Here is a 26842-nt window from a genome sequence, read left to right on the forward strand (position 1 = left end):
CGGTACGCTGGGGACCAGTTTCACGTGAAACACAGACCCCGATCAGCGAAGACTGGATGAACGACGATGCATCGGTACAGGTCCCACACCTGCGGCGAGCTCCGCTCCTCTGACGTCGGCAGCGACGTCCGGCTGAGTGGCTGGCTGCACAATCGGCGCGACCTGGGCGGCATCCTCTTCATCGATCTGCGCGATCACTACGGCATCACGCAGCTCGTGGCCCGTCCCGGCACCCCCGCCTACGAGGCCCTCGACAAGCTCTCCAAGGAGTCGACCGTCCGCGTCGACGGCAAGGTCGTCTCCCGGGGCGCCGAGAACATCAACCCCGAGCTGCCGACCGGTGAGGTCGAGGTCGAGGTGGGCGAGGTCGAGCTGCTCGGCGCCGCCCAGCCGCTGCCCTTCACCATCAACGCCGAGGACGGCGTCAACGAGGAGCGGCGCCTGGAGTACCGCTTCCTGGACCTGCGCCGCGAGCGCATGCACCGCAACATCCTGCTGCGCACGTCGGTCATCTCGGCGATCCGCCACAAGATGACGGCGCTGGGCTTCAACGAGATGGCGACGCCGATCCTGTCCGCGACCTCCCCCGAGGGCGCCCGCGACTTCGTCGTCCCGTCCCGCCTGAACCCGGGCAAGTTCTACGCCCTTCCCCAGGCGCCCCAGCAGTTCAAGCAGCTGCTGATGATCTCCGGCTTCGACCGCTACTTCCAGATCGCGCCCTGCTTCCGCGACGAGGACGCGCGTGCCGACCGCTCGCCGGGCGAGTTCTACCAGCTCGACATCGAGATGAGCTTCGTCGAGCAGGAGGACGTGTTCCAGCCCGTCGAGAAGCTCATGACCGAGCTGTTCGAGGAGTTCGGCAAGGGCCGCCACGTCACCTCGCCGTTCCCGCGGATCCCGTTCCGCGAGGCGATGCTGAAGTACGGCTCCGACAAGCCCGACCTGCGCGCCCAGCTCGAACTCGTCGACATCACCGACATCTTCGAGGGCTCGGAGTTCAAGGCGTTCGCCGGCAAGCACGTACGGGCCCTGCCCGTGCCGGACGTCTCCGGCCAGCCCCGCAAGTTCTTCGACCAGCTCGGCGACTACGCCGTGTCGCAGGGCGCCAAGGGCCTGGCCTGGGTCCGGGTCGGCGAGGACGGCTCGCTGTCCGGCCCGATCGCGAAGTTCCTCACCGAGGAGAACGTCGCCGAGCTGACCAAGCGCCTGTCGCTCGCGGCCGGCCACGCGGTCTTCTTCGGCGCGGGCGAGTTCGACGAGGTCTCCAAGATCATGGGCGCGGTGCGGGTGGAAGCCGCCAAGCGTGCCGGGCACTTCGAGGAGAACGTCTTCCGGTTCTGCTGGATCGTCGACTTCCCGATGTACGAGAAGGACGAGGAGACCGGCGCGATCGACTTCTCGCACAACCCGTTCTCCATGCCGCAGGGCGGTCTGGAGGCCCTGGAGACCCAGGACCCGCTGGACATCCTCGGCTGGCAGTACGACATCGTGTGCAACGGCGTCGAGCTGTCCTCCGGCGCGATCCGGAACCACGAGCCGGAGATCATGCTCAAGGCCTTCGAGATCGCCGGGTACGACCGCGAGACCGTCGAGGAGAAGTTCGCCGGCATGCTGCGCGCCTTCCGTTTCGGCGCCCCGCCGCACGGCGGCATCGCCCCGGGCGTCGACCGCATCGTCATGCTGCTCGCCGACGAGCCCAACATCCGCGAGACCATCGCCTTCCCGCTCAACGGCAACGCCCAGGACCTGATGATGGGTGCGCCGACGGAGCTGGAGGAGGCGCGGCTGAAGGAGCTGCACCTGTCGGTGCGCAAGCCGCAGCCGAAGTAGGACCTTCCGCTCGTGGAGTGGCTCGGAACCGGCATCGGTTCCGGGCCACTTTCGTACCCAGGGCTTTTAGACGAGGCGTCCGTGCTGGCCACGGCCGAGGTCGAGCCGTACTCCACCAACACCGCCACCCGCACCACCCTCGACGAGGACACCATCTACCCGGGCAACGGCCGCGGGCTGATGGGGTGGCGTGGCTACGGGGCAGCCGGTCGTGGGGGAGGCCCGTTGACCCGAGCCGACTCAGGCATGAGGCCCGCTCCTTGTGAAAGGGCGGGCCCTTGCCTTTGCCGCTCGATCACACGTCGGCGAACAGGTCCTCTGCCGTGGTGGCCGTCAGGGAGCGGTCGAACCAGAGGGTGAGGCTGTCGAGGTCGGTGCAGGTGGTGATGCGGTCGCGGGTGTCCTGGGGGATGTCGATGCCGCGCTTCTCCAGGACGCTCAGGATGGACTCGGCCTTGCCCTCCGCCTTGCCCTCCAGGTACGTCTCCTCGAAGAGGGTTCCCCTGCCCGGGAAGTAAGTGGCGACCATCTTCTCCAGCTCTCTCCATGTCTCCCGAACCGGAGTGTTCTCCAGTCCGACTTCCAGCCATTCGCACCAGTACTTTGCTGTTGCCTTGTCGAACGACCGCATCCCGCGGGCCAGCAATTCCAGTATGGCGGCGGCGTTTGCGCTTTCGCAGGCAGCGGGCGGGTGAGCGGACCGCTAGCCGTCTTGCGTCGTTGCTGGCCGCTTAGGCCACCGCAAGGGGCTCAGCGCTGCCGGCCCGTGCCGTCTTCGTAACGTGGCAGGTTCTCGGTGGGGATCGTCCAGTCGGCGATGGTGACGTCCTCGCCGTAGACGAAGTCCTTGCGGGTGGCGTAGCGGGGGCCGTCCGGGGTGGCATGGATGTCGGTGAGGACGGTGCCGGTGCCGGTGCGGGGGTCGAAGATCGCGTAGACGGGTACGCCCATGAGGGGGTAGTCGCGCATCTTGGTGACCCAGTCGTTGTCCGGGTTCGAGCGGGAGATGACCTCCACGGCGGCGACGAGCGACCGGGGGTCGAACGAGCCCTCCCCTTCCATGTCCGCCTCGGCGATCACCATCACGTCGGGGCGCCGCATGATGCCCTCGGGTTCGTCCTCCACGTCGGGCTCACCCGTGTGGGCCACGATCTCGTCCGGCATCACCTTTTCCAGGCGCTTCCGGACGCGCAGCACGGTGAGTTCGTGCGGCTTCATGGGCGACATCATGTCGAGGACGATCCCTTCCTTGGTGATCTCGAACTTGCCGGGGAGGTTGTCGTCCGCCGACTGAACGAAATCCCGCATGACCCGGTACAGGTGGGAGGCGCCCTGCCGCGCGTTCTCCGGGGCGATGGTCATGGCGCTCGCTCCTCGTCGTCTGTGCCCAGGGGCAAGGATCGTCACGTTCATGCTAGGCGGCCTCCGGGGGGATCGGGTCGGCACGTGCGGCAGCGGCCGGGGGCGGGGCCGCGGAAGGCGTGGTCGCAGCCGTCGCAGTTCTGGAGGGGGTGGCGGACGGCCGGTGGCGCCTCGGGCGTGCGGAACGGCGGCAGGGGCGGCAGTTGGGCCGTGAGGCGGTGGGCCAGGAGGGCGGCCGGGCGGCGCAGGGGTTCTGGTGGCAGGTCGCTGGTCAGGGCGTGGCGTACGGCGGTGGGGGTGAGGTCGCGTTCCAGCCAGGCGGCGACACCGGGGGCGAGGTGCTCGGCGTCGGTGGCGGAGAGGAGCAGGCGGGGGTCCGCGCGGCGGAGGCCGACGAGGACCTCGATGGCCGTCCGGAGGAGGGCGGGGGAGCTGTACACCGGCCGGGGCACGGCGGGGAGGGCCCGTGGGCGTGCGGGTTTCCGCTGAGGGGCGGTGGCCGTCCGGGGCGCCGGGGGCTCGGGCGGTGCCGCTTCGGGCGTGGCGTGGTCGCGTCGGCGGCCTGGCTGGTTGCAGGAGACGGTGCGGGTGACGATGCGGCCGGTCGGCGTGCGTTCGCGGGTGCGGCTCAGGTAGCCGTGGGTCTCCAGCTCGCGCAGAGCGGCGGCGATCCGGGTCGGGCCCTCGGGGAAGCGGGCGGCGAGGGACTTGATGTCGATGCCCGCGCCGGTGGGCAGCGACTGGATGTGGCAGGCCAGTCCGATGGCGAGGAGCGACAGGTCCGGGTGTTGTGTGAGGTGGTTGCCGATCACCGTGAAGCGGGTGGTGTGGCGGGTGTTGTCGTGGATGACGCCGCCGGATGAACTGCTCGGTCGGCGAGCGGAGGAAATGACGGCAACTCCTGCGTTGAGCTTGCCGTTACCCCCGGCGCCGTGCATGTTCGCGACTCCAAGAACGTCGAAGGCCCCCGGCTCGCCATCACGCCCGGCGCCTGGGCGGACTTCTTGCCCTACCTCGCCACGAACTGAGTCAGGATCGCCTGGACCTCGTAGATGTCGACGCCCTTGGTGAAGGTCTTCTCGATGGGGGTCGGGGTGCCGGAGATCCAGATCTTCAGCTCGGCGTCCAGGTCGAACGTGCCGGCCGTTTCCACCGCGAAGTGGGTGATGCTGCGGTAGGGGACGGAGTGGTATTCGACCTTCTTGCCGGTGATGCCCTGCTTGTCGATCAGGATCAGGCGGCGGTCGGTGAAGAGGATGGTGTCGCGGATCAGCAGGAACGCGGCGTGGACCTGCTCGCCGTGGCCGAGGAGGCGGGCGTAGTCCTGCTGGGCCGACTGCGGGTTCACCGTGTGTGCGTTGCCGAAGAGTGCCATGTGTTCCCCCTGGTCGAGTCGGGGCGGCCTTCGTGGCCGTCCTGAGGGGATCTTCGCAAAGCACGGGGCCCGGGAGAAGGCTCTCGTTCTCCCGGGCCCCGTGCTGTAGCGAGCGCGTTACGCCCGTTACGCGGCCGGTTCGCCGCCGAAGCGCTCCTTGTACGACTCCAGGTCCTCGTCCGTGAGCTTGGCGAACAGGACCGGCGGGATCGTGAAGGGGGTGCCGGCGGGGACGGCGGTGAGGGAGCGTGCCTCGTCCGCGGTGACCCAGAGCGCGGTGTCGTCCTTCAGGGAGAACGCCTCGCGCATCTTCTTCGCCGAGGTCGGGATGAACGGCTCGGAGACCACGGCGTAGAGGTGGATCAGGTTCATCGCCGTCCGGAGGGTCAGCGCGGCGCCCTCCGGGTTGGTCTTGATCTCCAGCCAGGGGGCCTTCTCCTCCAGGTAGGAGTTGCCCGCCGACCACAGGGCGCGCAGCGCGGCCGCCGCCTTGCGGAACTGGATGGCCTCCATCTGCGACTCGTACTCCGCGAGCAGACGGGCGATCTCCTCGCCCAGCTTCGCCTCCGCCTCGCCGGGCTCGGCGCCCGCCGGGACCTCTTCACCGAAGCGCTTCTTGGAGAAGGACAGGACGCGGTTGACGAAGTTGCCGAGGGTGTCGGCCAGGTCCTTGTTCACCGTGGCGGTGAAGTGCTCCCAGGTGAAGGACGAGTCGTCCGACTCCGGGGCGTTCGCCATCATGAAGTAGCGCCAGTAGTCGGCCGGCAGGATGTCGAGGGCGTCGTGCGTGAAGACGCCCCGGCGCTGCGAGGTCGAGAACTTGCCGCCGTAGTAGTTCAGCCAGTTGAAGGCCTTGATGACGTCGACCTTCTTCCACGGGGCGCGGGTGCCCAGCAGGGTCGCCGGGAACATCACGCTGTGGAAGGGGACGTTGTCCTTGCCCATGAACTGCGTGTAGTGGACGTTCGCGTCCGACTCCCACCACCAGGAGCGCCAGTCGCGGTTCTCCGGGTCCTGGTCCGCCCACTCCTTCGTCGCGCCGATGTACTCGATCGGGGCGTCGAACCAGACGTAGAAGACCTTGCCCTCCGCGGCGAGGTCCGGCCAGGTGTCGGCCGGGACGGGGACGCCCCAGTCCAGGTCACGGGTGATCGCGCGGTCGTGCAGGCCCTCCGTGAGCCACTTGCGGGCGATGGAGGAGGCCAGCACCGGCCAGTTGTCGGCGCGCTCGTCGACCCACGCCTCCACCTCGCCGGCCAGCGCCGACTGGAGCAGGAACAGGTGCTTGGTCTCGCGGATCTCCAGGTCGCTGCTGCCGCTGATCGCCGAGCGGGCGTCGATCAGGTCGGTCGGGTCCAGGACCCGGGTGCAGTTCTCGCACTGGTCGCCGCGGGCCTTGTCGTAGCCGCAGTGCGGGCAGGTGCCGATGATGTAGCGGTCGGGCAGGAAGCGGCCGTCGGCGTTCGAGTACACCTGGCGGATCGCGCGCTCCTCGATGAACCCGTTCGCCTTCAGCTCGCGGGCGATCTCCTGCGTGATCTCGTGGTTCTGCGGGGAGGAGCTGCGGCCGAAGTAGTCGAAGGCCAGGTTGAAGCCGTCGTAGATGGCCTTCTGCTGGTGGTGCGCCTCGGTGCAGAACTCGTCCACGGGCACGCCCTGCTCCTTGGCGGCCAGCTCCGCGGGGGTGCCGTGCTCGTCCGTCGCGCAGATGTACAGGACCTCGTGGCCCCGCTGGCGCAGGTAGCGGGAGTAGACGTCCGCCGGGAGCATGGACCCCACCATGTTGCCCAGGTGCTTGATCCCGTTGATGTACGGAAGGGCGCTGGTGATGAGGTGTCGAGCCATCGCGGGCTGCTCCCAAGTCGCTACGTGGGGTGACGATCTCGTGGTCTCGGTCGTCTACGGAACCTTGAAATCGTAGCTGACACGGGTACGCCGCCCGCCTCCCCTTTTACGGGGTGGGAAGCGGGCGGCGTCGGGTGGGCCGGGATGGGGCCGGGGAGGGTTACGGGCGCCAGTTCGCCAGTACGCCCTCGTAGAGCTCCTTGTCCGTGAGCTCGCGGGGGGTTTCGCCGGCGAGGAAGTGGGAGGTGTTCGGGGTCTTGAGCTTGCGGAGGTAGTCGAAGGCCTTGTTCTCCGGGTCTCCGAAGGCGACGAAGGAGAAGAAGACGGCGGGGTGGGACTCGGCGGCGGCGGTGAGGGCCTGGGTGGCGGGGGTCTTCGCGTCCGGGGCGCCGTCGGTCTGGAAGATCACCAGGGCGGGGGTGCCGGGGGCTTCGGCCTTGTCGTGCCGGGCGAGGACCGCTTCGACCGCCGCGTGGTAGCTGGTGCGGCCCATGCGGCCGAGGCTCCCGTGCAGGTCGTCGATCTTGTTCTCGTGGTCGGTGAGGGTGATCTCGCCGGTGCCGTCGAGTTCGGTGGAGAAGAAGACGACCGGGACGGTTGCCTCGGGGTCGAGGTGGGCCGCGAGGGCGAGGGTCTGCTCGGCGAGAGCCTGGGCGGAGCCGTCCTTGTAGTACGGGCGCATGGAGGCGGAGCGGTCGAGGACGAGGTAGACCTTGGCCCGGGTGCCGGTGAGGTTGTTGGTCTCGAGGGTGGTGGTGGCGGCCTTGTAGGCGGTGGTGAGGCCGGGGGCGCGGGTCTTGACGCGGGTGAGGGGGAGGGCGGGTCCGGCCTCGGCTTCGCCTTCGGCCGTGCTGTTGTTCCCACCCGCACCCGCATCACCCGTGCTGCTTTCGTCGCCGGGTGCGGGTGGCCCCTGCGGGGCCGGGTCACCGTCGGCGGCCGCGGGTTCGGGGACGGCGTCGGCCTTGGCTTCAGGGGCCTTGGCTGTAGGGGCCTTGGCTTCAGGGGCCGCCGTCTTGGGCTTCGTCCCCGTGTCGGCCTCCGCCTCCGCCTCCGCCTTCGGCGCGGCCTTCCCCTTCGCCTTGGGCTCGGGCTTCGGCTTCGCATCGGCCGCGGGCTCGGCCTCGGCCTTGGGCTCGGGCTTCGCGTCGGCTGCGGGCTCGGGCTTCGCGTCCGCTGCGGGCTCGGGCTTCGCGTCGGCTGCGGGCTCGGGCTTCGCGTCCGCTGCGGGCTCGGGCTTCGCGTCGGCTGCGGGCTCGGCTTCGGCCTCCTTCGGCTCCGTTTCGGGCGTCGCCTCGGCCGCCGGCTCCGCCTCCGGCGTGGAGTGCGCCTTCGGGGTGGGGGCCTCCGCGGCTGCCGGTGCGTCCGCCTCGGCCGCAGCCTTCGCGTCTGTCGTCACCGCGGGCTCGGGCTGGGCCTCGTCCGCCGCGTCGGCCTCAGGCTTCTCCGCCGTAGCCTCGTCCGTCACCGCCGGCTCCGCGGCGACCGGCGTCTCCGCCGAAGTCGCCTCCGTCGCCTGCTCCGCTACCGGCGCCGCCGCAGCCTCCGGCTCCTCGGTGGCCGTGGGCTCCGCGACAACCGCCGCTTCCTCGTCAGCAGCCGCCTTCTCCCCAGCCGGCTCTTCAGCAACGGCCGACTCCTCGGCGGCGGCCGGTTCCTCGGCAACGGCCGGCTCCTGGGCAGCGGCCCGTTCCTCAGCAGCGGCCGGCTCCTGGGCAACGGCCGGTTCCTCGGCGGCGGCCGGTTCCTCGGCAACCGTCGGCTCCCCGGCGGCGGCCCGTTCCTCGACAACCGTCGGCTCCTCGGCAGGCGTCGAGTCCGCCGCAGCGTCCGGCTCGCCCTCCGTCGACCGTGCGGGCCTGGGGACCGTCACATTGTCGAAGGCCGCCGACACCAGGTCGTGTTCGTCGGAGGACGACGTCCGGGGTTCGGGGACGTTGGCCGTGGGTGTGGGCTTCGGTTCCGGGGAGGGGGACGGCACCTTCGGGTCGGCGGAGGCGGTCGCCTCCTGGGGCCGATCGGCAGGGGTGAGCGTTTCGCGGCTGGTCTGTTCCTCGGTCCCGCTGGTCTCACCGGCGGCCGTCGTCGTCCGCGCCGCACCCTCCGCCTCGGCGGTCCGTGACTTGCGTGACCGTCCGAACGCGTTCCGCAAGAGAGTGAGAATGCCCATGTGCGCGCAACCCTTCGCGTGAGTTGAAGCCCGTCAATCCCTGGCCAGGACGGACACGTAAGGTTAGCGGCCCTCCTGCGTGATCTTGGGCAGGGTCTGTTGTGCCTGGTCCACCCTGTCAAGGGGGACATCCGGCCTGCGCAGGTGTCGCCCTGCTGAATGACCGCAACCCCCGTACGGCTGCCACGGGTTCACTCGTTGTTCACCAGGGCGCCCGGCTACCGCACGTATGTGCCCCTACGGTCACGCTGACACCAAGGGCATCCATGGGGAGAGTAAAGTGCGCAAGCTGCTGCCGTTGATCGGAACGCCGTCCGGTTCGCACCCTGGCGGCCGGTCCGCCATGACCTGTCGTTTCCGGTGTGGTGACGCCTGCTTCCACGAGGTGCCCAACACCAGTTCCAACGAGTACGTCGGTGACGTGATCGCCGGTGCGCTCAGCCGCCGGTCGATGATGCGCGCGGCGGCCGTGGTGACCGTGGCCGCCGCCGGAGCGGGTGCCGCAGGTGTCGCCCACGGCCCGCAGGCCGCCGCCGCACCGGCCTCCGCTGCCGCCTCCGAGGCTGCCCGGCGCAAGAACAAGGGCGCGCGTGGGCTGCGGTTCGCGCCCGTCGCGCCCAACACCGCCGACGCGGTGACCGTGCCGGACGGCTACCGGCAGAGCGTCGTGATCCGCTGGGGCGAGCCCATCCTGCGCGGTGCCCCCGCCTTCGACCCGGAGAAGCAGACCGCGAAGGCCCAGGCCGGTCAGTTCGGGTACAACTGCGACTTCCTCGCCCTCCTTCCGCTGCCCGGGGAGCGCGGCCGGCAGCTGCTCGTCGCCAATCACGAGTACACCGACGAGATGCTGATGTTCCGCGGCTACGACGCCGCCAACCCGACCCGTGAGCAGGTCGAGATCTCCTGGGCCGCGCACGGGCTGTCCGCCGTCGTGGTGGAGGGGGACCGCAAGAGCGGGAAGCTCACCGCCGTCTCCCGGCACCAGCTGAACCGGCGTGTCACCGCCACCACCGAGTTCCGGCTCACCGGGCCCGTCGCCGGGTCCGAGCTCGTGAAGACCTCCGCCGATCCGACCGGCACCAAGGTGCTCGGCACCCTCAACAACTGCTCGGGCGGCGTCACCCCGTGGGGCACGACCCTGCACGGCGAGGAGAACTTCAACCAGTACTTCGCCAACAGCAGCAGGGCGACCGACAAGCGGTACGGGATCGGCACCGGGGCGACCGAGCGCAAGTGGGAGAGGTTCGACAAGCGGTTCGACGTCGCCCAGGAGCCGAACGAGGTGCACCGGTTCGGGTACGTGGTGGAGTTCGATCCGTACGACCCCACCTCCACGCCCCGCAAGCACACGGCTCTCGGACGGTTCAAGCACGAGGCCGCCACCGTGCGGCTGACGCACGACGGGCGGCCGGTCGTGTACTCCGGTGACGACGAGCGCTTCGACTACTTCTACAAGTTCGTCGGCAGCAAGCGGATGAAGCACGGCACCTCCCGGGCCGTCCGCGAGCACAATCTGTCCCTGCTCGACGAGGGCACGCTGTACGTCGCCAAGCTCACCGGTGACTCTCCCGCCATCGAGATCGACGGCACGGGCAAGCTCCCGAAGGACGGCGAGTTCGACGGGAGCGGCGAGTGGATTCCGCTGGCCACCGCCACCGCGAAGGGAGCCGTCTCGCACGTGGAGGGCATGAGCGCCGAGGAGGTGTTCGTCTTCACGCGGCTCGCCGGTGACAAGGTGGGCGCCACCAAGATGGACCGGCCCGAGGACATCGAGCCGAACCCGGTGACCGGCAAGGTGTACGTCGCCCTCACCAACAACAGCAACCGGGGCGTCGGCTCCAACGCCAAGGCGGACGAGGCCAACCCGCGCAACGCCAACAAGCACGGGCACGTGCTGGAGCTCACCGAGCGGTGGAACCGGCCCGAGAGCACCCGCTTCGCCTGGTCGCTGTTCCTGGTCGCCGGTGACCCGGACGACCCGGCGACCTACTTCGCCGGGTTCCCGAAGGACGCCGTCAGCCAGATCTCCTGCCCGGACAACGTGGCCTTCGACCCCTACGGCAACCTGTGGATCTCCACCGACGGCGCCCAGCTCGGCTCGCACGACGGCCTGTTCGGCGTGGCGACCCGGGGTGAGCGGCGCGGTGAGCTCAAGCAGTTCCTGACCGTGCCGAAGGGTGCCGAGACCTGCGGCCCGATCATCCAGGACCGGCGTGTTCTGGTCGCCGTGCAGCACCCGGGCGAGATCGACGGCGCGTCCGTGGAGAAGCCCGCCAGCACCTGGCCCGACGGGCCCGGCACATACGTCCGTCCGGCCGTCGTGGCCGTGTGGCGTGCCGACGGGTGCGACATCGGCGTCTGAGCCGTTCGACGGCAGCGGTTCAGGGAAGGACCGGGCTCGGCGGTCCGAGAGGGCCGTCGGGTGCCGGTCTCCGTACGGGCCGCGGCGAGCAGCGCGACCGAGCGGTCCCGTGTGGACCGGCTGTGGGCCAATGGCCTGGCCGCGGCGGTGGACAAGGCCCTGAGGAAGTCGGCCCGTCAGCGGCGCTCGTGGAGCGTGAGGTCCGTGACGACCGCGCGGTGGTCGGTGTCGGCCAGGTCCAGGATGCGGGTGCGGTCCGCCCCGAAGTCCTCCGACACCAGGACGTGGTCGATCTGCGCGCCGAGCGTGGGGGCCGTCCGGGCCGGCCAGGTGGCCGTGCGGTCGGCGCCGTCCAGGCGGGAGGCGTCGCGCAGGCCGGTGTCGAGGATGCGGCGGAAGGCCGCGTGGTCCTGGGAGGCGTTGAAGTCGCCGGCCAGGACGAGAGGGGTGCCGGGGTCGGCGGCGGCCGCGTCGCGCAGGGCGCCGAGCTCCCGGCGCCAGAGATCCACCTGGCCGGGCAGCGGGGGCATGGGGTGGGCGAGTTGCAGCCGTACGGCGTGCCCGTCCACGTCGGCGACCGCCCCGGGCATGCCCATCGTGCCGCGCACGCCCTCGGTGGGCCGCAGCGGGAAGCGGCTGAGGATGACGGACCCCTCGGAGCCGCCGCCCTCCACGGCCCGGCGGTGCGGGTAGTCCTGGGAGAGGTCCCGCTTCAGCCGCGCGTCGCACGCGTAGTCGCATTCCTCCACGAAGAGCACGTCGGGCTGCTCGCGGCGGACGGCGGTGACCAGGGAGCCGGTGCCCTGCCCGAACTCGACGTTGGAGGTCAGCACGCGCAGTTCGGCGACCGGGCGGCCCCCGGGGTCGTCGGCCTTGCCGTACGGCTCGATGTACCAGGCCAGCACGCCGAGCAGGGCGACGCCCCACACCGTCCCGGGCCACCGGCGGGACAGCAGCGTGAGCAGCAGCCCCACGGCGGTGGGCACGAGCAGCCAGGGGAGGAAGGCCAGGAGCTGCGGGACGGGGGTGATGCCGTCGCTGTCGGCGGCGCGGAAACCGACGACCACGCTCACACCGGCGAACAGCAGGCCGGCGCACCAGGCGCCGAACCGCCGTCCGGGCGGACGGTGCTCGCGCCCGTCGTCCCCGGCGGTCCACTCGGCAGCGGCGGTGTCCAAGGCCCGGCCTTCCGTTCGCGGGGTGGGATGCCCGCATCCTCCCTCAAAGACGGGGTGGGGCGGGGGAAGGTTGCCGGGCATCGACCCGGGCCAGGAATTCCTCCAGCGCCCGGTCGAACACCTCCGGGCGTTCCAGGTTCGGCATGTGGGCGGCGCCCTCGATGATGTGCAGCTCCGCGTCCGGGAGGGCGGCGTGCATGGCCCGGGCGTCGGCCACCGGCGTGAAGGTGTCGTCGGCTCCCACGACGACCAGGGCCGGGACCAAGACGCGGGTCAGCAGGGTGTCGTAGCCGGGGCGGCGGGCCCGGGCGCGCAGGGCCGCGGCGGCGCCCTCGGGGGCGGTGGCGGTCATCATGCCGTGGACGTGCGCCTTGACCTCGGCGGACGCGTACGGCGCGACCATTCGCTCCAGGACCTCGTCGGCGTAGCCGCGCATGCCTTCCGTGAGGAGGCGGTCCGCCATGGCGTCCCGGGCGCGCACGCCCTCGGGGGTCTCCGCGGACGGGAAGGTGTCCGCGAGCACGAGGCCGCGCACGCGCTCGGGGAACAGGCGGTAGCAGTCCATGACGATCTGGCCGCCCATCGACAGGCCCGCGAGGACGAACGACTCCACCTTCAGCTCGTCCAGCAGGGCCTCGATGTCCCGGGCGAACCCGGAGAAGTCCGTGACGGCCGGGGCCGTCGGCGAGGCGCCGTAGCCGCGCAGGTCGGGGGCGATGACGCGGCGGGTACCCGGGAACCTGTCGAGCTGCGGGGCCCACATCGTGCGGTCGAAGGGGTGGCCGTGGACGAGGACCAGGGGCACCCGATGCGTATCGGGGCCTTTGTCCTCGTATGCGAGGAAGGGTGCCATGGCGTCGACCCTAGGCCGCTCAACTACTCGGTGCAATAAGATCTTTGCTCTCGGTGCAATCCAAGGGGGTCCGGGCCGATGAGTGACTACCGGCGTATCGCCGACCGCATCGCCGACGACATCGCCGCCGGACGGCTGCGGCCGGGGCAACGGCTGCCACCGCAGCGGGCGTTCGCGCGGCGCCGGGGCGTCGCCCCGTCGACGGCGGGGCGGGTGTACGGCGAACTCGTGCGCCGCGGGCTGGTCGTGGGGGAGGTAGGGCGCGGCACCTTCGTACGGGCCGCCCCGGCGCTGGGGCAGGCGGGGCGGTCGCTCACCGAACCCGGGCCGGGCGCAGCGCCCGTCAACCTGGAGCTCAACTACCCCTCCGCGCCCGGCCAGCCGGAGCTCCTCGCCCCCGTGCTCGCGCCGCTGCTGCGCCCCGACGTGCTGGCCGAGGCACTGTTACCGGCGGCCGCCACCGGCACCGAGGCCGCGCGGGAGGCCGCGGCAACGCTGCTCACCACCCCGGGCTGGCGCCCCGCCCCCGAGCGGCTGCTGTTCACCGGAAACGCCCGGCAGGCCATCGCCGCCGTCCTCGCCTCACTGGTCCGGCCGGGCGGCCGGGTCGGTGTGGAGCAGCTGACGTATCCGCTGGTCAAGGAGATCGCGGTGCGGCTCGGCATCACACTGGTGCCGCTGGCCGGGGACGCGGCCGGGCTGCTCCCGGAGGCCGTCGCCGCGGCACACCGTACGGCGCCGCTGTCCGCCCTCTATGTGCAGCCGACGCTGCACAACCCGACGTCCCTGACGACGAGCCGGCCGCGGCTGCTGCAACTCGCCCAACTGGTCCACGACCTGAACCTCCCCGTGGTGGAGGACCGCATCTGGTCCTTCCTGCGAGAGCCCGGTGATCCGCTCGCCGTGCACGCCCCGGCCCTCACCCATGTCGTCGACGGGCTCTCCAAGCGGGTCGCCCCGGGGCTCACCGTCGGATTCCTCGTCGTACCGCCGCACCGGGTCGCCGCCGTGGCCGACGCCGTGCGCTCGGGCGGCTGGAGCGCGGGGCGGTTCGCGCTGGAGGCGGCCGTGCGGTGGGCCGGGGAGGGGACGGTGGAGCGGCTGGTGGCGGCCAAGCGGGCGGACGCGGCACGGCGGCAGCGGATCCTCGCCGAGGAACTCGCGGGCTTCGCCGTACGGTCCGACCCGGGCGCCTACTTCGCCTGGTGGGAGCTGCCCGCCCCGTGGCGCGCGGACACCTTCACGGGCGCCGCCGCGGCGCACGGCATCGCCGTCACGCCCGGCCCCGCCTTCGCCGTCGCCCCCGGGCACACGCCCGACGCCGTCAGGCTCGGGCTCGCGTCGGCTCCGGAGCCGGATCTGCGCCGGGCACTGCGGACCCTCGCGCAGATCGCCGCGCGGCGAGCCGGGGAGCGAACCGGCCCGTGACCCAGGTGACGGCCGCCACCGTCAGGCCCAGCACGCACAGCAGCCAGGACACGGTGCGCAGGGTGGCCGTGAGGGCGTCGTAGACCGCGCCCGCGGCGGGGCGGTGCAACGCGTCGGGCAGGTCGGCGAGGGTGAGGCGGCGGCCGATCGCGACGGCGAGGACCAGCAGCGCGCCGCCCACGGCCGTGCCCAGGCCGAGGGCGGTGACCGCGCGGCGGCGGCAGGCGGCGACGGCGATCCCGGCGATGGCGAGGACGGCGGTGGCGAGCGGCAGCCAGAAGGCGGCGGTGTCCAGCACGTGGTACCCCTTGCGCAGTCGGTCCACGTCGTCAGCCGGGAGCACCGGGATCCGCGTGTGCGTGACCGGGATGCGGTGGGCGAACGGCACGTGGTCGTCGGAGAGTTGCTGCTTGACCCGGGCGATGACGGGGGCCGCGTCGACGGTGACCGGGGCTCCGTGGGCGCCGTCGTCGCGCAGGGCGCGCAGCACCGCGTCGTGCACGGCCCGGTTCGACGCGTCCCAGGCCGCGCGGTACGCCTCGGTGCGGGTGAAGGAACGCGCCGCGTCGTGCACGAAGGGCCCCACCGCCCCACGCAGCGCGCCGGTGTCGAACTCGTGCCCGGCCTCCCGCATGACGCCGTCCCCGACGGCGTCCGCGACCGCGCGCCGCACGTCCGGGTCGGCGGCGAGCGGCGCCATCGTCCGGACGTAGCGGCCCGTGTCGGTCAGCCCGTGGGCGGCCCAGGACGCCAGCGCGCCGAACGGCAGGAGGAGGCACGCCAGGCTGAGCAGAACGGCCGACAGGACGTTCCGCGTTCGTGGGGGCGCCTTCGCGGGTACGGGCGCCCGGTCGCGCGGGGACACCCTTCCAGGCAAGGCGCCCCGGGCCCGTTCCGCGAGCGCGGCTCCTCCGAACGGGTGTCCTGGTCCCCGTCAGCCGATGCGCCGGCCGGCGGCGTCCTGGTGCGTGTAGGAGCGGTAGAACACCATGGCGGACATGCCGGCTCCCACCAGCAGCCCCAGGCCGCTGGAGCTGTACACGGACGCCCCGGTCTGGTTGAAGAGGAAGCCGATCGCGCAGCCCGTGAAGACGAACCAGCTCAGCGCGTGCAGTTCGCGGGGCAGCCGCGGGGCCAGTCGCCACACGGCGGCGAACAGCACGGCGAACACGAGCGCCGTGACGAAGCCGAACAGCAGGTTCCAGCCCGTGACGGGCCCGCCGTAACGCTGGTTGGCCGCGGCCCAGAAGCCGTAGACCAACCCGAGGACGACGGGCAGCGCCACCTTCGCGACGGCGTGGGTCCGCGCGCTGAAGACATCGGGCCTACGACGTTGCGTGATCACCTTGCGCGAGGCGGGTGCCGCATGAGCCATGACAGCTCTCCTCTCTGTCCCTGCCCCTGGATCCAGGGCACACCGGCGGGCAGCCCCTGGCAAGTCGGCGGAGCGCCCGGAACGGGATGCGGCCGGTCCTGCCCCGTGTTTCGCTGGGGCCGTGAGCCGCCACCGTGGGGGGCACGGCCCGCTCGTCCGGCACGCCCGGGCCGGGGGCCGGAACGTCGTGCGGCGGCAGGAGCTGCTGCGGGTGCGGGGCCGCAGCGTGGCCTGGGCGCCGCCACTGCTGCTGCTCGTCGCCATCGCGGTGGCCGACTACCACACCATCGGCGAGTTCCGCATGATCTCCTGGATCGTGCTGGTGCCGGCCATCGCCGCCTCGATCTGCGGGGTGTGGGGCACGGCCTTCTTCGCGGTCCTCTCGCTGGTGACGTACGTCGTCGCGGACAGCGCCTGGCCGCACGAATACCGGGCCGGACGGGCCGACTTCGTCCTCGTCGCCCTCGGCGGCATCCTCGCCACCCTGGCCTGCGCGATCCGCGTGCGCGACGAGCGCCGGGCGCTGCACATGGGCGACGTCACCGACACCATCCGCCGTACCGTCCTGCGCCCGCTCCCGGCGGGCTGGGGCGGCCTCGACCACGCCGGTGTCTACCTCACCGCCGACGCCCACGCCCGCGTCGGCGGCGACTTCTACGACATCCAGCCCGGCCCGCACGGCACCCGCGTCCTGGTCGGTGACGTGCAGGGCAAGGGCCTGGGCGCGGTGGAGGCGGCGGCCGCGCTGCTCGGCACGTTCCGTGAGGCCGCGTACCACGAGGCGGACCTGGCGAGGGTCGCCGAGCGGCTGGAGACACGGATGATCCGGCACCGCGGGCACACCGTCGCCCTGGGCCGCTCGGACGGTGACAGGTTCGCGACGGCCGTCCTGCTCGCCTTCCCCGACGACCACCGGGAGGCGGTGGACGTCCTGCTGTTCGGGCACGAGCCGCCGCTCGCCGTCGGGCCGGGCGGAGTGCGCACCCTGTCGGCCGGGACCGGGCTGCCGCTCGGCTTCCGGGCCCTCGCGCCCGGGCCGCCGGAGATCCGGCGGTGGCGGGTCGCCGGTGACGAGACGCTGCTGCTCGTGACGGACGGGGTGACGGAGGCCCGGGACGGCACCGGGGCGTTCTACCCGCTCGCCGACGAGGTGGCCCGGGCCGTCGCCGAGGACCCGGGCACCGCCGAACCGGCCCGTCTGGCGGCCTTCGTCCGGGACGGCACGCTGCGGCACGGCGGCGGGCACCTCGCCGACGACACCACGGTGTTCGCCGTCCGCAGGAGCACGGGGGGCGAAGCCCCCGAAGGCGGACGTTTGCGGTCCTGAGACCCCCCTTTGCAGCCGCAGCGGTTACCGTGCTGACGTACGTGATCGACACAGGGGGTGGGGCGATGCCCGGAACCGTGCTGCTGCTGGCGGCCTCGCCGGTGGGCAAGGGGCGCCTGGTGGACGCCGCCTCCGTGCTCCCCGTCCTCGCCGCCGTACCGCCCGCCGTGCTGTCCGGCACCGACACCGCGAACGTCGTCGAACTCGCCGACCCGCTGGAGCCGCAGGCCGTCCTCACCCGGCTCCGCGCCGCCGCCGCGGCCCCCGGCCCGCTCACCGTGTACGTCACCGGCCAGCTCCAGCTCGACCGCCGGCAGCGCCTGCCCCACCTCGCGCTGGCCCGCACCACCGCCTCCACCACCCGCTACACCGCCTTCCCCTGGCACTGGTTCCGGGAGGAACTGCGGCTTCGGCCCGCCGGCGCCACGACCCTCCTGCTCGACCTGCACGCCGACGCCGAGACCTGGGAGCTGCTGCGCGGCGCCCCGCTGGACTCGGGCCGCGGCAACGCCGTTCACGGTCGCATCGCGCCCCCGCCGTCCAGACGCACGGTCGCGGTACCGGCGTACATGAAGGCCGTCGCGACGATCCTGCGCAGCGGATTCAGGCCGCCGGTCGAGCAGTTGCACCAGCAGGCGCTCACCCGGATCGCGCCGGAGAGCGCGGGCACGGACCTGGTGCTGAGCACGCCGGGCCCGACGGGCGGGGATCCGCACGCCGCCATCACCGCCGCCGTGCAGTCCGGCCGGCACGCCGACGCCGACGCGCTCGCCGCCCGGCACGAGCAGAGCGCCGTCACCGCGCACGGGCCCGCCTCCGAAGAGGCCCTGCACTGGGCCGAGGTCCGCGCCGACCTGGCGATGTTCGCCGGGGACGCCGCGCGCAGCTGCCGCACCTGGCTGATGATCGCCACCGCCCGCCTGAACGCCGGGCAGGCGCCGGACGCCCCCGCCGTCGAGGCCGCCGTGGACCGGGCGCACCACCAGTGGGGCCAGGTCCGCGACACCGCCCCCGCCCGCGAACTGGGCGCCGCACTCGCCGCGTTGCGCGGGCGGGTGCCCGGGCGGCGCGAGGGGGCGCTGGACCATGTGCAGCGGCAGCTGAGGCAGTTGCAGACCCAGGGCTGAGCCGGGTGCGCCGGGGCGCGGGGCGTGACGTCGTGCTCAGCGGGAGTCGGCGACGGCCTGTGGCACCGGGTGTGGTGTCTCGGCTCTCGCCGGTCCCGCGTTCGCCGCGAGCAGCAGGGTCGCCACGGCGACGAGGGCGGCGGTGAAACCTCGGGCGTACCGCTCGGCGGTGCGTGTGCGCATCAGCACGGCGACCTCGCAACTGGGGCGGCGACTACGGCGACAACGTGTTAAGCGTGTTCGACAATCAGGCTTAACACTCCGTTTAACCTAGGGGCAGTTCAGGCCGAACGGCAAGAGGCACAGGGGGAGTTGGCGTGGGGGAGCGTGACGATCCGGGGACCATCGGTCGCCGGGTGCAGCGGTTGCGTGCGGAACGCGGACTGACGCAGCGGCAGCTGGCGGAACCCGTGTACACGCCGGCCTACATCTCCACCCTGGAGTCGGGCCGGGTGCGGCCCTCCGACGACGCCCTGCGGCATCTCGCGGAGCGCCTCGGCGTCGCCTTCGACGAACTCGCCGGCGGGCGCTCCGCCCGGCTCGTCACCGGGCTGCGGCTGCGGCTGACCGAGGCGCAGCGCACCTTCGCCGTCGGCGAGGCCGAGGCGGCGGCCGGGCAGTACGCCGAGCTGCTCGTCGAGGCCGAGACGCACCAGCTGGCCGCCGAGCAGTACGCCGCCCTGCTCGGGCTCGGCGAGTGCGCCCTGGAGACGGGCGATCTCGTGGCCGGCCGGCAGTACTTCGAGCGGGCCGAGGAATGCCTGGCCGGAGCGCCGCTGCCCGCCCGGGTCCCGGCCCTGCGCGGCCGGGCCGTGGCCCACTACCTCGCCGGTGAACTGCGCTACGCCGTCTACCTGCTGGAGACCACCCTCGACGAGCTGAACCGCGGCGGACTGCACGACCCCGACGCCCTGCTGCTGCTCTACGCCAGCGCCATCGGCCCGTACATGGACATGGGCGCGCACGCCCGGGCCGCCCAGGCCGCCGAGTTCGCCCTGGCCCTCGCCCCGCGGTCCGGCGACCCCGCCCTGGTCGCCCGCATGCACCGGTCCGTCGCCCGCACCCTGGTCGCCGAGGGCCGCCTCGCCGAGGCCGACGCCTCCCTGGCCAAGGCCGCCGAACTGTACCGGGGCCTGCAGATCCGTACCGAACTCGCCAACTGCCACTGGATGCGCGGCTACGTCTACGCCCAGGACGGACAGCTGGAGCGGGCGGAGGCCGAGCTGCGGGAGGCCCTGGGCATGCTGTCGGCCAAGCGCGCCGCCCTCTACAGCAGCCAGGTCACCGTCGAGCTGGCCGACGTCCTGCACCGGCGCGGCAGGTCCGACGAGGCGGCGGCCCTGCTGCACGACGTCCTCGGGCACCTGTCCCCCGAGCGTGGCGCCGTCCACTCCGCCGCCGCGCACCGGCTGCTCGGCATCATCGCCGAGGACGCCCGCCGCACGGAGGACGCCGAGGAGCACTACGTCCGCGCCCTGAGCCTGCTGGAGCGGGCCGGTGCCGCCGGTGACCTGGCCGACCTGTGCCGGCTGCTGGGCGACCTGCTGCGGCGGACCGGGCGGGTGGAGGCGGCCCTGGACGCCTACCGGACGGGCCTCGGCCACCGTACGGCCCCCGGCACCACCACCCTCGGGCCCCCGCCCGCACAGCCTCCTCTGTGAGGAGACAGGGTCCTTCCACAGCCGTGCGGGTTAGCCTCCTTCCCGGGATGTGAACGACCGGGGCGGGCGCGTGGAGAACCGACGAACGGTGGCCGACGGCATACGGCTGGGCCTGCGGGCCGTGGTGTACGCCGTCCTCGGCGGCGCCGCACTGCTCGCCATCGCGACGGTGGCGTCGGTGCTCGGGCCCATGCTGGCGCTCGACCTCTACACCCCGCCCGTCGCGGCCTGGTGGACGGTGTTCACCGCGATCACCGTCCAGGGCGTGCCGTTCCTGCTGCTGGGCACGGTCGTGTCGGCGGCGATCGGGGCGTTCGTGCCCGAGCGGGTGTTCCAGCGGGTGCTGCCCCGCCGTACGGTGCTGGCCGTGCCGGTCGCGGGGGCGGCGGGGGTCGTGCTGCCCGGGTGCGAGTGCGCGTCCGTGCCGGTGGCGGGGAGCCTGATGCGGCGGGGTGTCGCGCCGGCGGCCGCCCTCGCCTTCCTGCTGTCGGCGCCCGCGATCAACCCCGTCGTCCTGGTGGCGACCTCGGTCGCCTTCCCGGGGAAGCCGGAGATGGTCCTCGGGCGGCTGGTCGCCTCGCTCGGCACGGCCGTGGTGATGGGCTGGCTGTGGGCGCGGTTCGGGCGGGAGGAGTGGCTGCGGCTGCCGAGACGGGGCACCGGGCAGGTACCGGGCGGCGGCCCGCGCGCCTTCGTCTCCGGGCTTCAGCACGACTTCCTGCACGCGGGCGGGTTCCTCGTCCTCGGGGCGGCGGCCGCGGCGACGTTCGACATCGTCGTACCGCGCGCGCTGCTGGAGGTGTTCACCGGGTCGGCCTGGCTGTCGGTGCTGCTGCTCGCGCTGCTCGCGGTCGTGCTGTGCGTGTGCAGTGAGGCCGACGCGTTCGTGGCGGCGTCGCTGAGCGGCTTCTCCCCGACCGCGCGGCTGGCGTTCATGGTGGTCGGGCCGATGGTCGACCTGAAGCTGATCGCGTTGCAGACGGGCACGTTCGGCAGGGCCTTCGCGGTGCGGTTCTCCTCCGCGACCTGGCTGGTGGCCATCGCGAGCAGCGTCCTGGTGGGGTGGTGGCTGCTGTGAGGCGCTACGGACCGGCCGTACTGCTCACGCTCGTGGGTGCGGCGATCCTGCGGGTGTCGCTCTTCAGCGAGCTGTATCTGAGGTACGTCCAGGCGGGGCTGCGGCCGTACCTGGTGGCGTCCGGGGCGGCGCTGGTGCTGCTGGGTGTGGCGGTGGCGGTGCTGACGCCCAGGGGGGACGACGAGCACGAACAGGGGGACGACCGCGGCCACGCAGGGCACGGTCACGGCCCCGCCGGGCCACGCGTCGCCTGGTTGCTCACGCTGCCCGCCCTCGCCCTCCTGCTGTTCCCGCCGCCCGCCCTCGGTTCCTACAGCGCGGAGCGCGAGGCGGCCCGGAGTGCCGCCCGGGGCCTCGGCACCTTCCCCGCCCTGCCGTCCGGCGACCCGGTCGATCTCGACCTCGGGGAGTTCGGCTCCCGGGCCGTCTACGACAGCGGCCGCTCCCTGGAAGGCCGTACGGTCCGGCTCACCGGCTTCGTCACCCGTGACGACGACGGCTCCTGGTACGTCACGCGCCTCCTCGTCTCCTGCTGCGCCGCCGACGCCACCACCGCCAAGGCCGAGGTACGCGGCGCGCAGGCCCCGCCGGTCGACACCTGGGTGACGGTCACCGGCACGTGGCACCCCGAGGGCGAGCCGGGCTCGGCCGCCGCCTGGCCACCGGTCATCGACGTCACCTCCGTACGGCGGGTGCCGCAGCCCGACAACCCGTACGAGAAGCGCTGAGGCCGGTCCGCCGCGCCGGGGCCCCGCGCAGGGGTTTTGCCCCCCTGGCTACGGGTAGTCGGGCACGGTTCCGGGAGGGCTCGGAGTGATCCGGGCGGGTGTCGGGCGCGGAGCCGTGCGGGTCGCGGCGGCGCGGGCGCCGGCCCGGCCGGAGGCCGCGCACCGGCCGTCCGCGCAGCCGGTCGTACGACGGTCCGCCCCGCCCGTGCGGCCCGCCCCGGAAACGGCGAGGTGCAAGCCGCGGTGATGCGAGGAGGCGGTGGCCGTGCGGCCCAGGGACGACCCGCGAGGCGCTCCCGACGGTGACCCGGGTCCCGGCCGCGCCTGGGGTGGTGGACCGGATCCGGACGGAGTCGTCGCCGCCGACGTGATCGCCAGAGGCGTGCGGGGCGCCGAGCCCGGAGAGGTGCCGGGGCGGCTGTGCGAGGTGGCGGTGGAACTGCTGCCGGTGATCGGCGCGAGCGTGTCGCTGCGCGGCGAGGGCATGCCCGTGCAGCTGAGCGCGAGCAGCGAGCAGGCCGCGCATCTGGCACAGATCCAGGCGACGTTGGGAGACGGCCCCTGCCAGAGCGCGCTGGAGGACGGCGCGCCCGTGCTCGCCTGCGACCTGACCACGGGCCGGGACGCCGGACGCTGGCCGGTCTTCGCCCAGCAGGCGACGCAGGCCGGGGTCCGGGCGGTGTACGCGGTGCCGCTGGGCAGCGGCGCGGTGTGCGTGGGCACCCTCGACCTGTACCGCGACCGCCCGGGCGGACTCACCGAACGCCAGCTGCACGTGGCCCGGATCGTGGCCGGTGTCATGACCGTGGCCCTGATGGCGCTGCCGCACGGGGACGAGCCCGGGACGCCGGACGGGGAAGAATGGCTGAGCGGGCTGGCCGCGGACCACGACGAGGTCTACCAGGCCGTCGGCATGATCATGGCGCAGCTCGGCGTGGGCGCGGACGACGCGCTGGCGCGGCTGCGGGCGGACGCCTTCGCGCGCGGGCGTACGGCCCTGGACGTGGCACGGGACGTGATCGCCCACCGCACGCGTTTCGACCGGTACTGAAGCCTGGGGCCGCTGGGACCGGGGCGTCAGATCTGTGCCCTGCCCTGCTTCCGGATCTCGGCCAGGCGCTGCGCCCCGAGCCGCACGGTCTGCTGGGTGACCTCCGCGTCCACCTCGTCGAGTCCGGCGTTGGTGAGGGTGATCGCCTCCTCGCCGACGCGGACGGCGGCGATGTCCATCGTGAGGTACGTCAGCTCCCCCTCCTCCGTCTCGCCGGCCAGCGTGACGCGCAGGGCCTGCCGGGCGTCTCCCACCGGCGGCAGCGGCAGATCGCGGACCTCGACGCCCTGGCTGACGCCTCGGGTGGTCGCGGCCGTGAACTGGCCGCATCTGCCGGGCAGCGACTGCATCCAGTGCAGTGTGCGGTCCACGTCCGCCGGGCGATGGGCGGCGACCTGGTAGCGCAGCTGGGCGTCGGTGTCCCCGTCGTCGAGTGCGGACGTCGCCTGCGGGCCCTTCGGGGTGCCGAAGGGCTCCTCCGTGTAGAGGACGTCCAGCAGCCGCTGGCAGTCCCGGTCCTCCGTGGTCGCCTTGAGCAGCCCGTCCCGCCAGGTCCGCGCGCCCCGGGTCGGCCCCCACGGCTCCCCCAGATCGGCCTCGGTGAGCAGCGCCGCCCGGGCCTGCGCCTCGGTGAGGGCGGCTCCGGAACCGGCCGGCTGCTCGACGGCGGGTGACGCGCCGGAGGCGGACGCGGAGGCGGAGAACCACCGGGGCCGCGGCTCGCCGTCGATGGAGCAGCCGGCCGTGGCCAGCAGGGCGGTCACGGACAGCGCGGAGGCGATGAGGGCGCGGGTGGCCGGAGGGTGGGTCATCGGAGTGCCTCCTGCGGGGGCTCATGGAGGCGCCTCCGGGCGGGGCGGGCTCTCCAAGATCGGGTGGGTGCTCTTACGGCACCACCGCGACCGCCCGCCCACCAGCGATACGGTCCGTCCGGGTGAGCGGACCGGGACACCCATGCCCCTCGTCCGAAAACCCTTCGTCCCGCTCGCGGCCCCTCTGTTACGGTCACGCCCATGCAGCGTGTCCAGCCGTTCCCGTCCGCCACGACGACGCCGGAGAGTGTCCCGGCGCGCTGACAGCTGACCCAGATGTCCGAAGCCCCGGGGCGAGTGCCCCGGGGCTTCGTCGCGTGGTGCTCGCCTCAGACCCTGAGGAGCCACCGTGCACGACCACCGCCGACTCGGCCGTGAACTGGACCTGTTCGACACCGATCCGCTGATGGGCGCGGGGCTGCCGTACTGGCTGCCCGACGGCGCGATCGTGCGGCACACCCTGGAGGAGTACATCCGCGACGCGGAACGGCGGGCCGGCTACCGGCACGTGTACTCGCCGGTCCTCGGCAAACGCGAGCTGTACGAGACCTCGGGGCACTGGGACCACTACGGCGACGACATGTTCCCGCCGATGGACGTGGGCGCCGAACAGGTCCTGCTGCGCCCCAGCCTCTGCCCCCACCACGCCCTGATCTACCGCTCCCGCTCCCACAGCTACCGCGAACTCCCCTTGCGCATGGCTGAGTTGGGCGGCATGTACCGCTCGGAGTTGTCCGGTGTCCTCGGCGGTCTGACCCGGGTGCGGGCCATCACCCTCAACGACGCGCACATCTTCTGCACCCTGGAGCAGGCCGTGCAGGAGGCCCGGGCCGCGCTCAAGCTGATCGGCCGTGCCTACGCGGACCTGGGCATCCGCGCGGCCCGATACCGGCTGTCCCTGCCCGGCGAGGGCGGCAAGTACGTGGCCGACCCGGAGCTGTGGCGGCGCGCCACCGCCCTGCTGCGGGAGGTCCTGGACGGCTCCGGCATCGCGTACGAGGCGGCCGAGGGCGAGGCGGCCTTCTACGGTCCCAAGATCGACGTGCAGATCACCGATCCGGCCGGCCGGGAGGCCACCCTCTCCACCGTCCAGATCGACTTCCACCAGCCCGAACGCTTCGATCTGCACTACATCGGCCCGGACGGGGCGAAGCACCGCCCGGTCATGGTGCACCGCAGCATCATCGGCAGTGTGGAGCGCGCGGTCGCGCACCTCGTCGAGGAGCACGGCGGCGCCTTCCCGCCGTGGCTGGCGCCGGTGCAGCTGGCCGTCCTGCCGGTGGCGGACGAGCAGTTCGAGGCGGCCGACGCCCTGGCCGGACGCGCCCGGGAGCTCGGTCTGCGCGCCGAGGTCAGCGGCCCGGAGCAGGGCACCCTCGCCGCCCGTGTCCGCGCGGCCCGGCTGGTGCCGTACCAGGCGGTGATCGGTGGGCGGGAGGCCGCCGCCGGGCTCGTGGCACCCCGCCTGCGTGACGGCAGCCGGCCGGACGCCCTGCCCGGCGCCGAGCTGCTGCGCCGTATCGGCGACCGGGTGGCGGCCCGCGGCACCGGGCTGTGGGACCCGTCGTAGGTTCAGAACGCCCAGCGCGTGTGGCTGTAGACCCCGTTGTCCCGGCCGAAGCCGTACGCCGTGTCCGGGGACACCGCGAACACGACGTCCTCGCCCCTGCGGATCGCGTCCCCGATGCCGTGGAAGGTGCCCTCGGGGGAGGTGATGTGCGGCCCGTACTTCGTCTCGAAGGCCGTGATCACCTCCTCCAGGGCCGCCGGGTCGTCGACCGTCCGCGCCCGGCCCTCGACCACGAGGTCCAGTCCTTCGGTGAGCGAGTTCCTGCCGGTGGTCAGCGCGCAGTGGGCGTCGTGCGCGAGGTTCTTCGCCTTCTGCTCCTGGCGGCCGGTGGAGAAGTACAGCGCCCCGTCGTGCCAGGCGGCGATGCAGGGCGTGACGTGCAGCCGGCCGTCGGGCCGCACGGTGGACACCCAGAAGATCTCGGCGGTCCCCAGGTGCCGTTGCGCCTCGGCCCATTCGGTGGCGGTGACCTCCGAGGCACCCGGGCGGGGGGTGAGTGCGGAGCTGTAACGGGCGTCGAGCTCGGTTGTCGGTCGCTGTGCGGACATGGCGGGACTCCTTCCTCGTTGTCTCCTCGTAACGACCGGCCGCCGGGGCAGGAATCATCGCCGCGTCCGTTCGTGTGGCCGGGGCGGGGCAGGGCGGTCCGCCGTCCAGGGCCGGAGCTTGTCGGGGTTGAGCACGGCCCAGACGTGCTGGATGCGATCGCCCGCGATGTCGAACGCCAGCACCGACACCGTGACGCCGTCCTTGCGGGCCACCAGGCCGGGCTGGCCGTTGACCGCGCACTCCAGGAGCGAGACGCCGGGTACCGCGCGGGCCCGTTCGGCGAAGAAACGGGCGACCCGCTCGGCGCCCTCGACCGGGTGGAGCGCGGCCGGCACGAGTCCGCCGCCGTCGCCGGTCGCGGTCGCGTCGGGGGCCAGCACGCCGAGGAGGCCGTCGATGTCCTGGTCCTCCCACGCCCGGCGGAACGCTCGGACGACCTCCGCGCGCCGGGCCGCCGGCGTCGCGGGAGGCCGCTCCGCCCGGACGCGGCGGCGGGCCGAGGAGGCCAGCCGGCGGCAGGCGGCCGGGGTCCGGCCGACGATCTCGGCCACCTCGGCGAAGGAGTAGCGGAAGACGTCGTGCAGGACGAACGCGACGCGTTCGGCCGGGGTCATCGACTCGAGCACGACGAGGAAGGCCATGGTGACCGACTCGTCGAGGGTGACGCGGTCGGCGGGGTCGGCCGGTCCGGCCGAGGCGCCGCCGACCCACTCCGTACGGCCGGGCAGCGGCTCCGGGATCCATTCGCCCACGTACCGCTCCCGCCTGGCCCGGGCCGAGCGGAGCAGGTCGAGGCAGATCCGGCCGGCGACGGTCGTCAGCCAGCCGCCGGGGGAGGCGATGGCGTCCCGCTGCTCCGCGGACTGGGCGTACCAGCGGGCATAGGTCTCCTGCACGACGTCCTCGGCCTCGGCCAGCGAGCCGAGCAGCCGGTACGCGAGATTGATCAGCTGCCGCCGCTCGCGCGTGATCGCGTCGAGGTCGTCGGCCGGTTCGGACGGGGTGCTCATGGTGTGTCCCTCGGTCGCGGGTGCTCTCACTCCTTCGACGAAACAGCACGCCGGAATGTGAGGCGCGCGCCGGCCTCACATTCGGCGGGGCTGTGTCGTCGTACCGCTGAGACCGAATCCAGGGGATCACCACCCCTCTCCCTTCAGGAGC

At 72.8% G+C, this 26842-nt stretch carries 24 protein-coding genes and 2 pseudogenes; 12 read left to right on the forward strand and 14 right to left on the reverse strand.

All coding sequences use genetic code 11. The annotated features are described in order from the left end of the window. Positions 1-66 precede the first annotated feature (66 nt). Positions 67-1830, forward strand: a complete 1764-nt coding sequence (gene aspS, locus ACIRDU_RS13320) for an aspartate--tRNA ligase (RefSeq protein ID WP_403578071.1) — start codon at positions 67-69, stop codon at positions 1828-1830. A gap of 66 nt (positions 1831-1896) precedes the next feature. Beyond that, positions 1897-2001, forward strand: a pseudogene (locus ACIRDU_RS13325) (dioxygenase); the annotation flags it as partial. Positions 2002-2125: 124 nt separating this feature from the next. On the opposite strand, the gene ACIRDU_RS13330 reads toward ACIRDU_RS13325, so the two are convergent. The 3 genes from ACIRDU_RS13330 to ACIRDU_RS13340 form a co-directional block, all read right to left on the reverse strand. Then, positions 2126-2359, reverse strand: a complete 234-nt coding sequence (locus tag ACIRDU_RS13330; RefSeq protein WP_403578074.1) for a hypothetical protein — start codon at positions 2357-2359, stop codon at positions 2126-2128. 221 nt (positions 2360-2580) lie between these two features. Continuing rightward, positions 2581-3192: a Uma2 family endonuclease gene (locus ACIRDU_RS13335; protein WP_403578077.1), complete on the reverse strand. Its 612-nt coding sequence runs from the start codon at positions 3190-3192 to the stop codon at positions 2581-2583. A gap of 47 nt (positions 3193-3239) precedes the next feature. Further along, complete coding sequence (locus ACIRDU_RS13340; protein WP_403578079.1) at positions 3240-4130, reverse strand: helix-turn-helix domain-containing protein; 891 nt, start codon at positions 4128-4130, stop codon at positions 3240-3242. On the opposite strand from ACIRDU_RS13340, the pseudogene ACIRDU_RS13345 reads away from it, so the two are divergent. Beyond that, positions 4065-4220, forward strand: a pseudogene (locus ACIRDU_RS13345) (DUF397 domain-containing protein); the annotation flags it as partial. The gene ACIRDU_RS13340 and the pseudogene ACIRDU_RS13345 overlap by 66 nt on opposite strands. On the opposite strand, the gene ACIRDU_RS13350 reads toward ACIRDU_RS13345, so the two are convergent. From ACIRDU_RS13350 to ACIRDU_RS13360, 3 genes are all read right to left on the reverse strand, one after another. Continuing rightward, the gene (locus tag ACIRDU_RS13350; protein WP_030846758.1) at positions 4202-4567 is read right to left on the reverse strand and encodes a PH domain-containing protein; all 366 of its coding nucleotides are present in this window, start codon (positions 4565-4567) and stop codon (positions 4202-4204) included. The pseudogene ACIRDU_RS13345 and the gene ACIRDU_RS13350 overlap by 19 nt on opposite strands. 126 nt (positions 4568-4693) lie before the next feature. Beyond that, entirely contained in the window at positions 4694-6412 is a 1719-nt protein-coding gene (gene metG, locus ACIRDU_RS13355; protein ID WP_403578082.1) for a methionine--tRNA ligase, read from the reverse strand. Between the two features lie 160 nt (positions 6413-6572). Next, complete coding sequence (locus ACIRDU_RS13360; protein WP_403578085.1) at positions 6573-8582, reverse strand: VWA domain-containing protein; 2010 nt, start codon at positions 8580-8582, stop codon at positions 6573-6575. 280 nt (positions 8583-8862) lie between these two features. Between ACIRDU_RS13360 and ACIRDU_RS13365 the strand changes: the two genes are divergently transcribed. Beyond that, positions 8863-10944 (forward strand): PhoX family protein, encoded by a 2082-nt coding sequence (locus ACIRDU_RS13365; protein WP_403578088.1) that lies wholly within the window; start codon positions 8863-8865, stop codon positions 10942-10944. A gap of 176 nt (positions 10945-11120) precedes the next feature. Here the strand turns inward: ACIRDU_RS13365 and ACIRDU_RS13370 are convergent, their stop codons facing one another. Together ACIRDU_RS13370 and ACIRDU_RS13375 are read right to left on the reverse strand one after the other, a co-directional pair. Continuing rightward, complete coding sequence (locus tag ACIRDU_RS13370; protein ID WP_403578091.1) at positions 11121-12122, reverse strand: endonuclease/exonuclease/phosphatase family protein; 1002 nt, start codon at positions 12120-12122, stop codon at positions 11121-11123. A gap of 43 nt (positions 12123-12165) precedes the next feature. Further along, on the reverse strand, positions 12166-12975 hold the full coding sequence (locus tag ACIRDU_RS13375) for an alpha/beta fold hydrolase (RefSeq protein WP_403578094.1): 810 nt from the start codon (positions 12973-12975) through the stop codon (positions 12166-12168). 78 nt (positions 12976-13053) lie between these two features. Between ACIRDU_RS13375 and ACIRDU_RS13380 the strand changes: the two genes are divergently transcribed. Then, positions 13054-14403 (forward strand): PLP-dependent aminotransferase family protein, encoded by a 1350-nt coding sequence (locus ACIRDU_RS13380; RefSeq protein WP_403578097.1) that lies wholly within the window; start codon positions 13054-13056, stop codon positions 14401-14403. Here the strand turns inward: ACIRDU_RS13380 and ACIRDU_RS13385 are convergent. Next, positions 14300-15268 (reverse strand): hypothetical protein, encoded by a 969-nt coding sequence (locus tag ACIRDU_RS13385; RefSeq protein WP_403578100.1) that lies wholly within the window; start codon positions 15266-15268, stop codon positions 14300-14302. The two genes, ACIRDU_RS13380 and ACIRDU_RS13385, sit on opposite strands and share 104 nt — an antisense overlap. A gap of 69 nt (positions 15269-15337) precedes the next feature. Beyond that, on the reverse strand, positions 15338-15778 hold the full coding sequence (locus ACIRDU_RS13390) for a hypothetical protein (RefSeq protein WP_403578102.1): 441 nt from the start codon (positions 15776-15778) through the stop codon (positions 15338-15340). 121 nt (positions 15779-15899) lie between these two features. On the opposite strand from ACIRDU_RS13390, the gene ACIRDU_RS13395 reads away from it, so the two are divergent. Both ACIRDU_RS13395 and ACIRDU_RS13400 read left to right on the forward strand, forming a co-directional pair. Beyond that, positions 15900-17105, forward strand: coding sequence for a PP2C family protein-serine/threonine phosphatase (locus ACIRDU_RS13395; protein ID WP_403578106.1), 1206 nt, complete (start codon positions 15900-15902; stop codon positions 17103-17105). A 65-nt stretch (positions 17106-17170) separates the two neighbouring features. Beyond that, positions 17171-18232, forward strand: a complete 1062-nt coding sequence (locus ACIRDU_RS13400; protein ID WP_403578109.1) for a hypothetical protein — start codon at positions 17171-17173, stop codon at positions 18230-18232. Positions 18233-18268: 36 nt separating this feature from the next. On the opposite strand, the gene ACIRDU_RS13405 is transcribed toward ACIRDU_RS13400, so the two are convergent. After that, on the reverse strand, positions 18269-18415 hold the full coding sequence (locus ACIRDU_RS13405; RefSeq protein WP_403579030.1) for a hypothetical protein: 147 nt from the start codon (positions 18413-18415) through the stop codon (positions 18269-18271). A gap of 134 nt (positions 18416-18549) precedes the next feature. On the opposite strand from ACIRDU_RS13405, the gene ACIRDU_RS13410 reads away from it, so the two are divergent. The 4 genes from ACIRDU_RS13410 to ACIRDU_RS13425 all read left to right on the forward strand — a co-directional run bounded on the left by ACIRDU_RS13410 (position 18550) and on the right by ACIRDU_RS13425 (position 22750). Then, a complete protein-coding gene (locus tag ACIRDU_RS13410; protein WP_403578112.1) occupies positions 18550-19893 on the forward strand; it encodes a tetratricopeptide repeat protein in 1344 nt (447 codons plus the stop codon). Positions 19894-19963: 70 nt separating this feature from the next. Then, positions 19964-20971 carry a permease gene (locus ACIRDU_RS13415; RefSeq protein ID WP_403578115.1) on the forward strand — a complete coding sequence of 336 codons (1008 nt, stop codon included), beginning with the start codon at positions 19964-19966 and terminating at the stop codon, positions 20969-20971. Then, the gene (locus ACIRDU_RS13420; protein ID WP_403578999.1) at positions 20968-21699 is read left to right on the forward strand and encodes a TIGR03943 family putative permease subunit; all 732 of its coding nucleotides are present in this window, start codon (positions 20968-20970) and stop codon (positions 21697-21699) included. The genes ACIRDU_RS13415 and ACIRDU_RS13420 overlap by 4 nt, the downstream gene beginning before the upstream one ends. A gap of 259 nt (positions 21700-21958) precedes the next feature. Continuing rightward, positions 21959-22750: a GAF and ANTAR domain-containing protein gene (locus tag ACIRDU_RS13425; protein ID WP_403578118.1), complete on the forward strand. Its 792-nt coding sequence runs from the start codon at positions 21959-21961 to the stop codon at positions 22748-22750. A gap of 26 nt (positions 22751-22776) precedes the next feature. Here the strand turns inward: ACIRDU_RS13425 and ACIRDU_RS13430 are convergent, their stop codons facing one another. Next, complete coding sequence (locus ACIRDU_RS13430) at positions 22777-23562, reverse strand: hypothetical protein (protein ID WP_403578120.1); 786 nt, start codon at positions 23560-23562, stop codon at positions 22777-22779. 349 nt (positions 23563-23911) lie between these two features. Here ACIRDU_RS13430 and thrS point away from each other — a divergent pair, with 349 nt between their 5' ends. Then, positions 23912-25132 (forward strand): threonine--tRNA ligase, encoded by a 1221-nt coding sequence (thrS, locus tag ACIRDU_RS13435; RefSeq protein WP_403578123.1) that lies wholly within the window; start codon positions 23912-23914, stop codon positions 25130-25132. 2 nt (positions 25133-25134) lie between these two features. On the opposite strand, the gene ACIRDU_RS13440 is transcribed toward thrS, so the two are convergent. Both ACIRDU_RS13440 and sigJ read right to left on the reverse strand, forming a co-directional pair. Then, positions 25135-25680 carry a pyridoxamine 5'-phosphate oxidase family protein gene (locus tag ACIRDU_RS13440; protein ID WP_403578125.1) on the reverse strand — a complete coding sequence of 182 codons (546 nt, stop codon included), beginning with the start codon at positions 25678-25680 and terminating at the stop codon, positions 25135-25137. Between the two features lie 54 nt (positions 25681-25734). Next, the gene (gene sigJ, locus ACIRDU_RS13445; RefSeq protein WP_403578128.1) at positions 25735-26691 is read right to left on the reverse strand and encodes an RNA polymerase sigma factor SigJ; all 957 of its coding nucleotides are present in this window, start codon (positions 26689-26691) and stop codon (positions 25735-25737) included. Positions 26692-26842: the final 151 nt, after the last annotated feature.

Source organism: Streptomyces sp. NPDC093598, from assembly GCF_044764825.1.
Taxonomy (GTDB): Bacteria; Actinomycetota; Actinomycetes; order Streptomycetales; family Streptomycetaceae; genus Streptomyces.

Excerpts from the sequence above, each read along its gene's own strand:
- aspS (WP_403578071.1), top strand. The coding sequence starts at position 67 with ATGCATCGGTACAGGTCCCACACCTGCGGCGAGCTCCGCTCCTCTGAC.
- ACIRDU_RS13330 (WP_403578074.1), bottom strand. The coding sequence starts at position 2,359 with ATGGTCGCCACTTACTTCCCGGGCAGGGGAACCCTCTTCGAGGAGACG.
- ACIRDU_RS13335 (WP_403578077.1), bottom strand. The coding sequence starts at position 3,192 with ATGACCATCGCCCCGGAGAACGCGCGGCAGGGCGCCTCCCACCTGTAC.
- ACIRDU_RS13340 (WP_403578079.1), bottom strand. The coding sequence starts at position 4,130 with ATGCACGGCGCCGGGGGTAACGGCAAGCTCAACGCAGGAGTTGCCGTC.
- ACIRDU_RS13350 (WP_030846758.1), bottom strand. The coding sequence starts at position 4,567 with ATGGCACTCTTCGGCAACGCACACACGGTGAACCCGCAGTCGGCCCAG.
- metG (WP_403578082.1), bottom strand. The coding sequence starts at position 6,412 with ATGGCTCGACACCTCATCACCAGCGCCCTTCCGTACATCAACGGGATC.
- ACIRDU_RS13360 (WP_403578085.1), bottom strand. The coding sequence starts at position 8,582 with ATGGGCATTCTCACTCTCTTGCGGAACGCGTTCGGACGGTCACGCAAG.
- ACIRDU_RS13375 (WP_403578094.1), bottom strand. The coding sequence starts at position 12,975 with ATGGCACCCTTCCTCGCATACGAGGACAAAGGCCCCGATACGCATCGG.
- ACIRDU_RS13380 (WP_403578097.1), top strand. The coding sequence starts at position 13,054 with ATGAGTGACTACCGGCGTATCGCCGACCGCATCGCCGACGACATCGCC.
- ACIRDU_RS13390 (WP_403578102.1), bottom strand. The coding sequence starts at position 15,778 with ATGGCTCATGCGGCACCCGCCTCGCGCAAGGTGATCACGCAACGTCGT.
- ACIRDU_RS13400 (WP_403578109.1), top strand. The coding sequence starts at position 17,171 with ATGCCCGGAACCGTGCTGCTGCTGGCGGCCTCGCCGGTGGGCAAGGGG.
- ACIRDU_RS13405 (WP_403579030.1), bottom strand. The coding sequence starts at position 18,415 with ATGCGCACACGCACCGCCGAGCGGTACGCCCGAGGTTTCACCGCCGCC.
- ACIRDU_RS13430 (WP_403578120.1), bottom strand. The coding sequence starts at position 23,562 with ATGACCCACCCTCCGGCCACCCGCGCCCTCATCGCCTCCGCGCTGTCC.
- ACIRDU_RS13440 (WP_403578125.1), bottom strand. The coding sequence starts at position 25,680 with ATGTCCGCACAGCGACCGACAACCGAGCTCGACGCCCGTTACAGCTCC.
- sigJ (WP_403578128.1), bottom strand. The coding sequence starts at position 26,691 with ATGAGCACCCCGTCCGAACCGGCCGACGACCTCGACGCGATCACGCGC.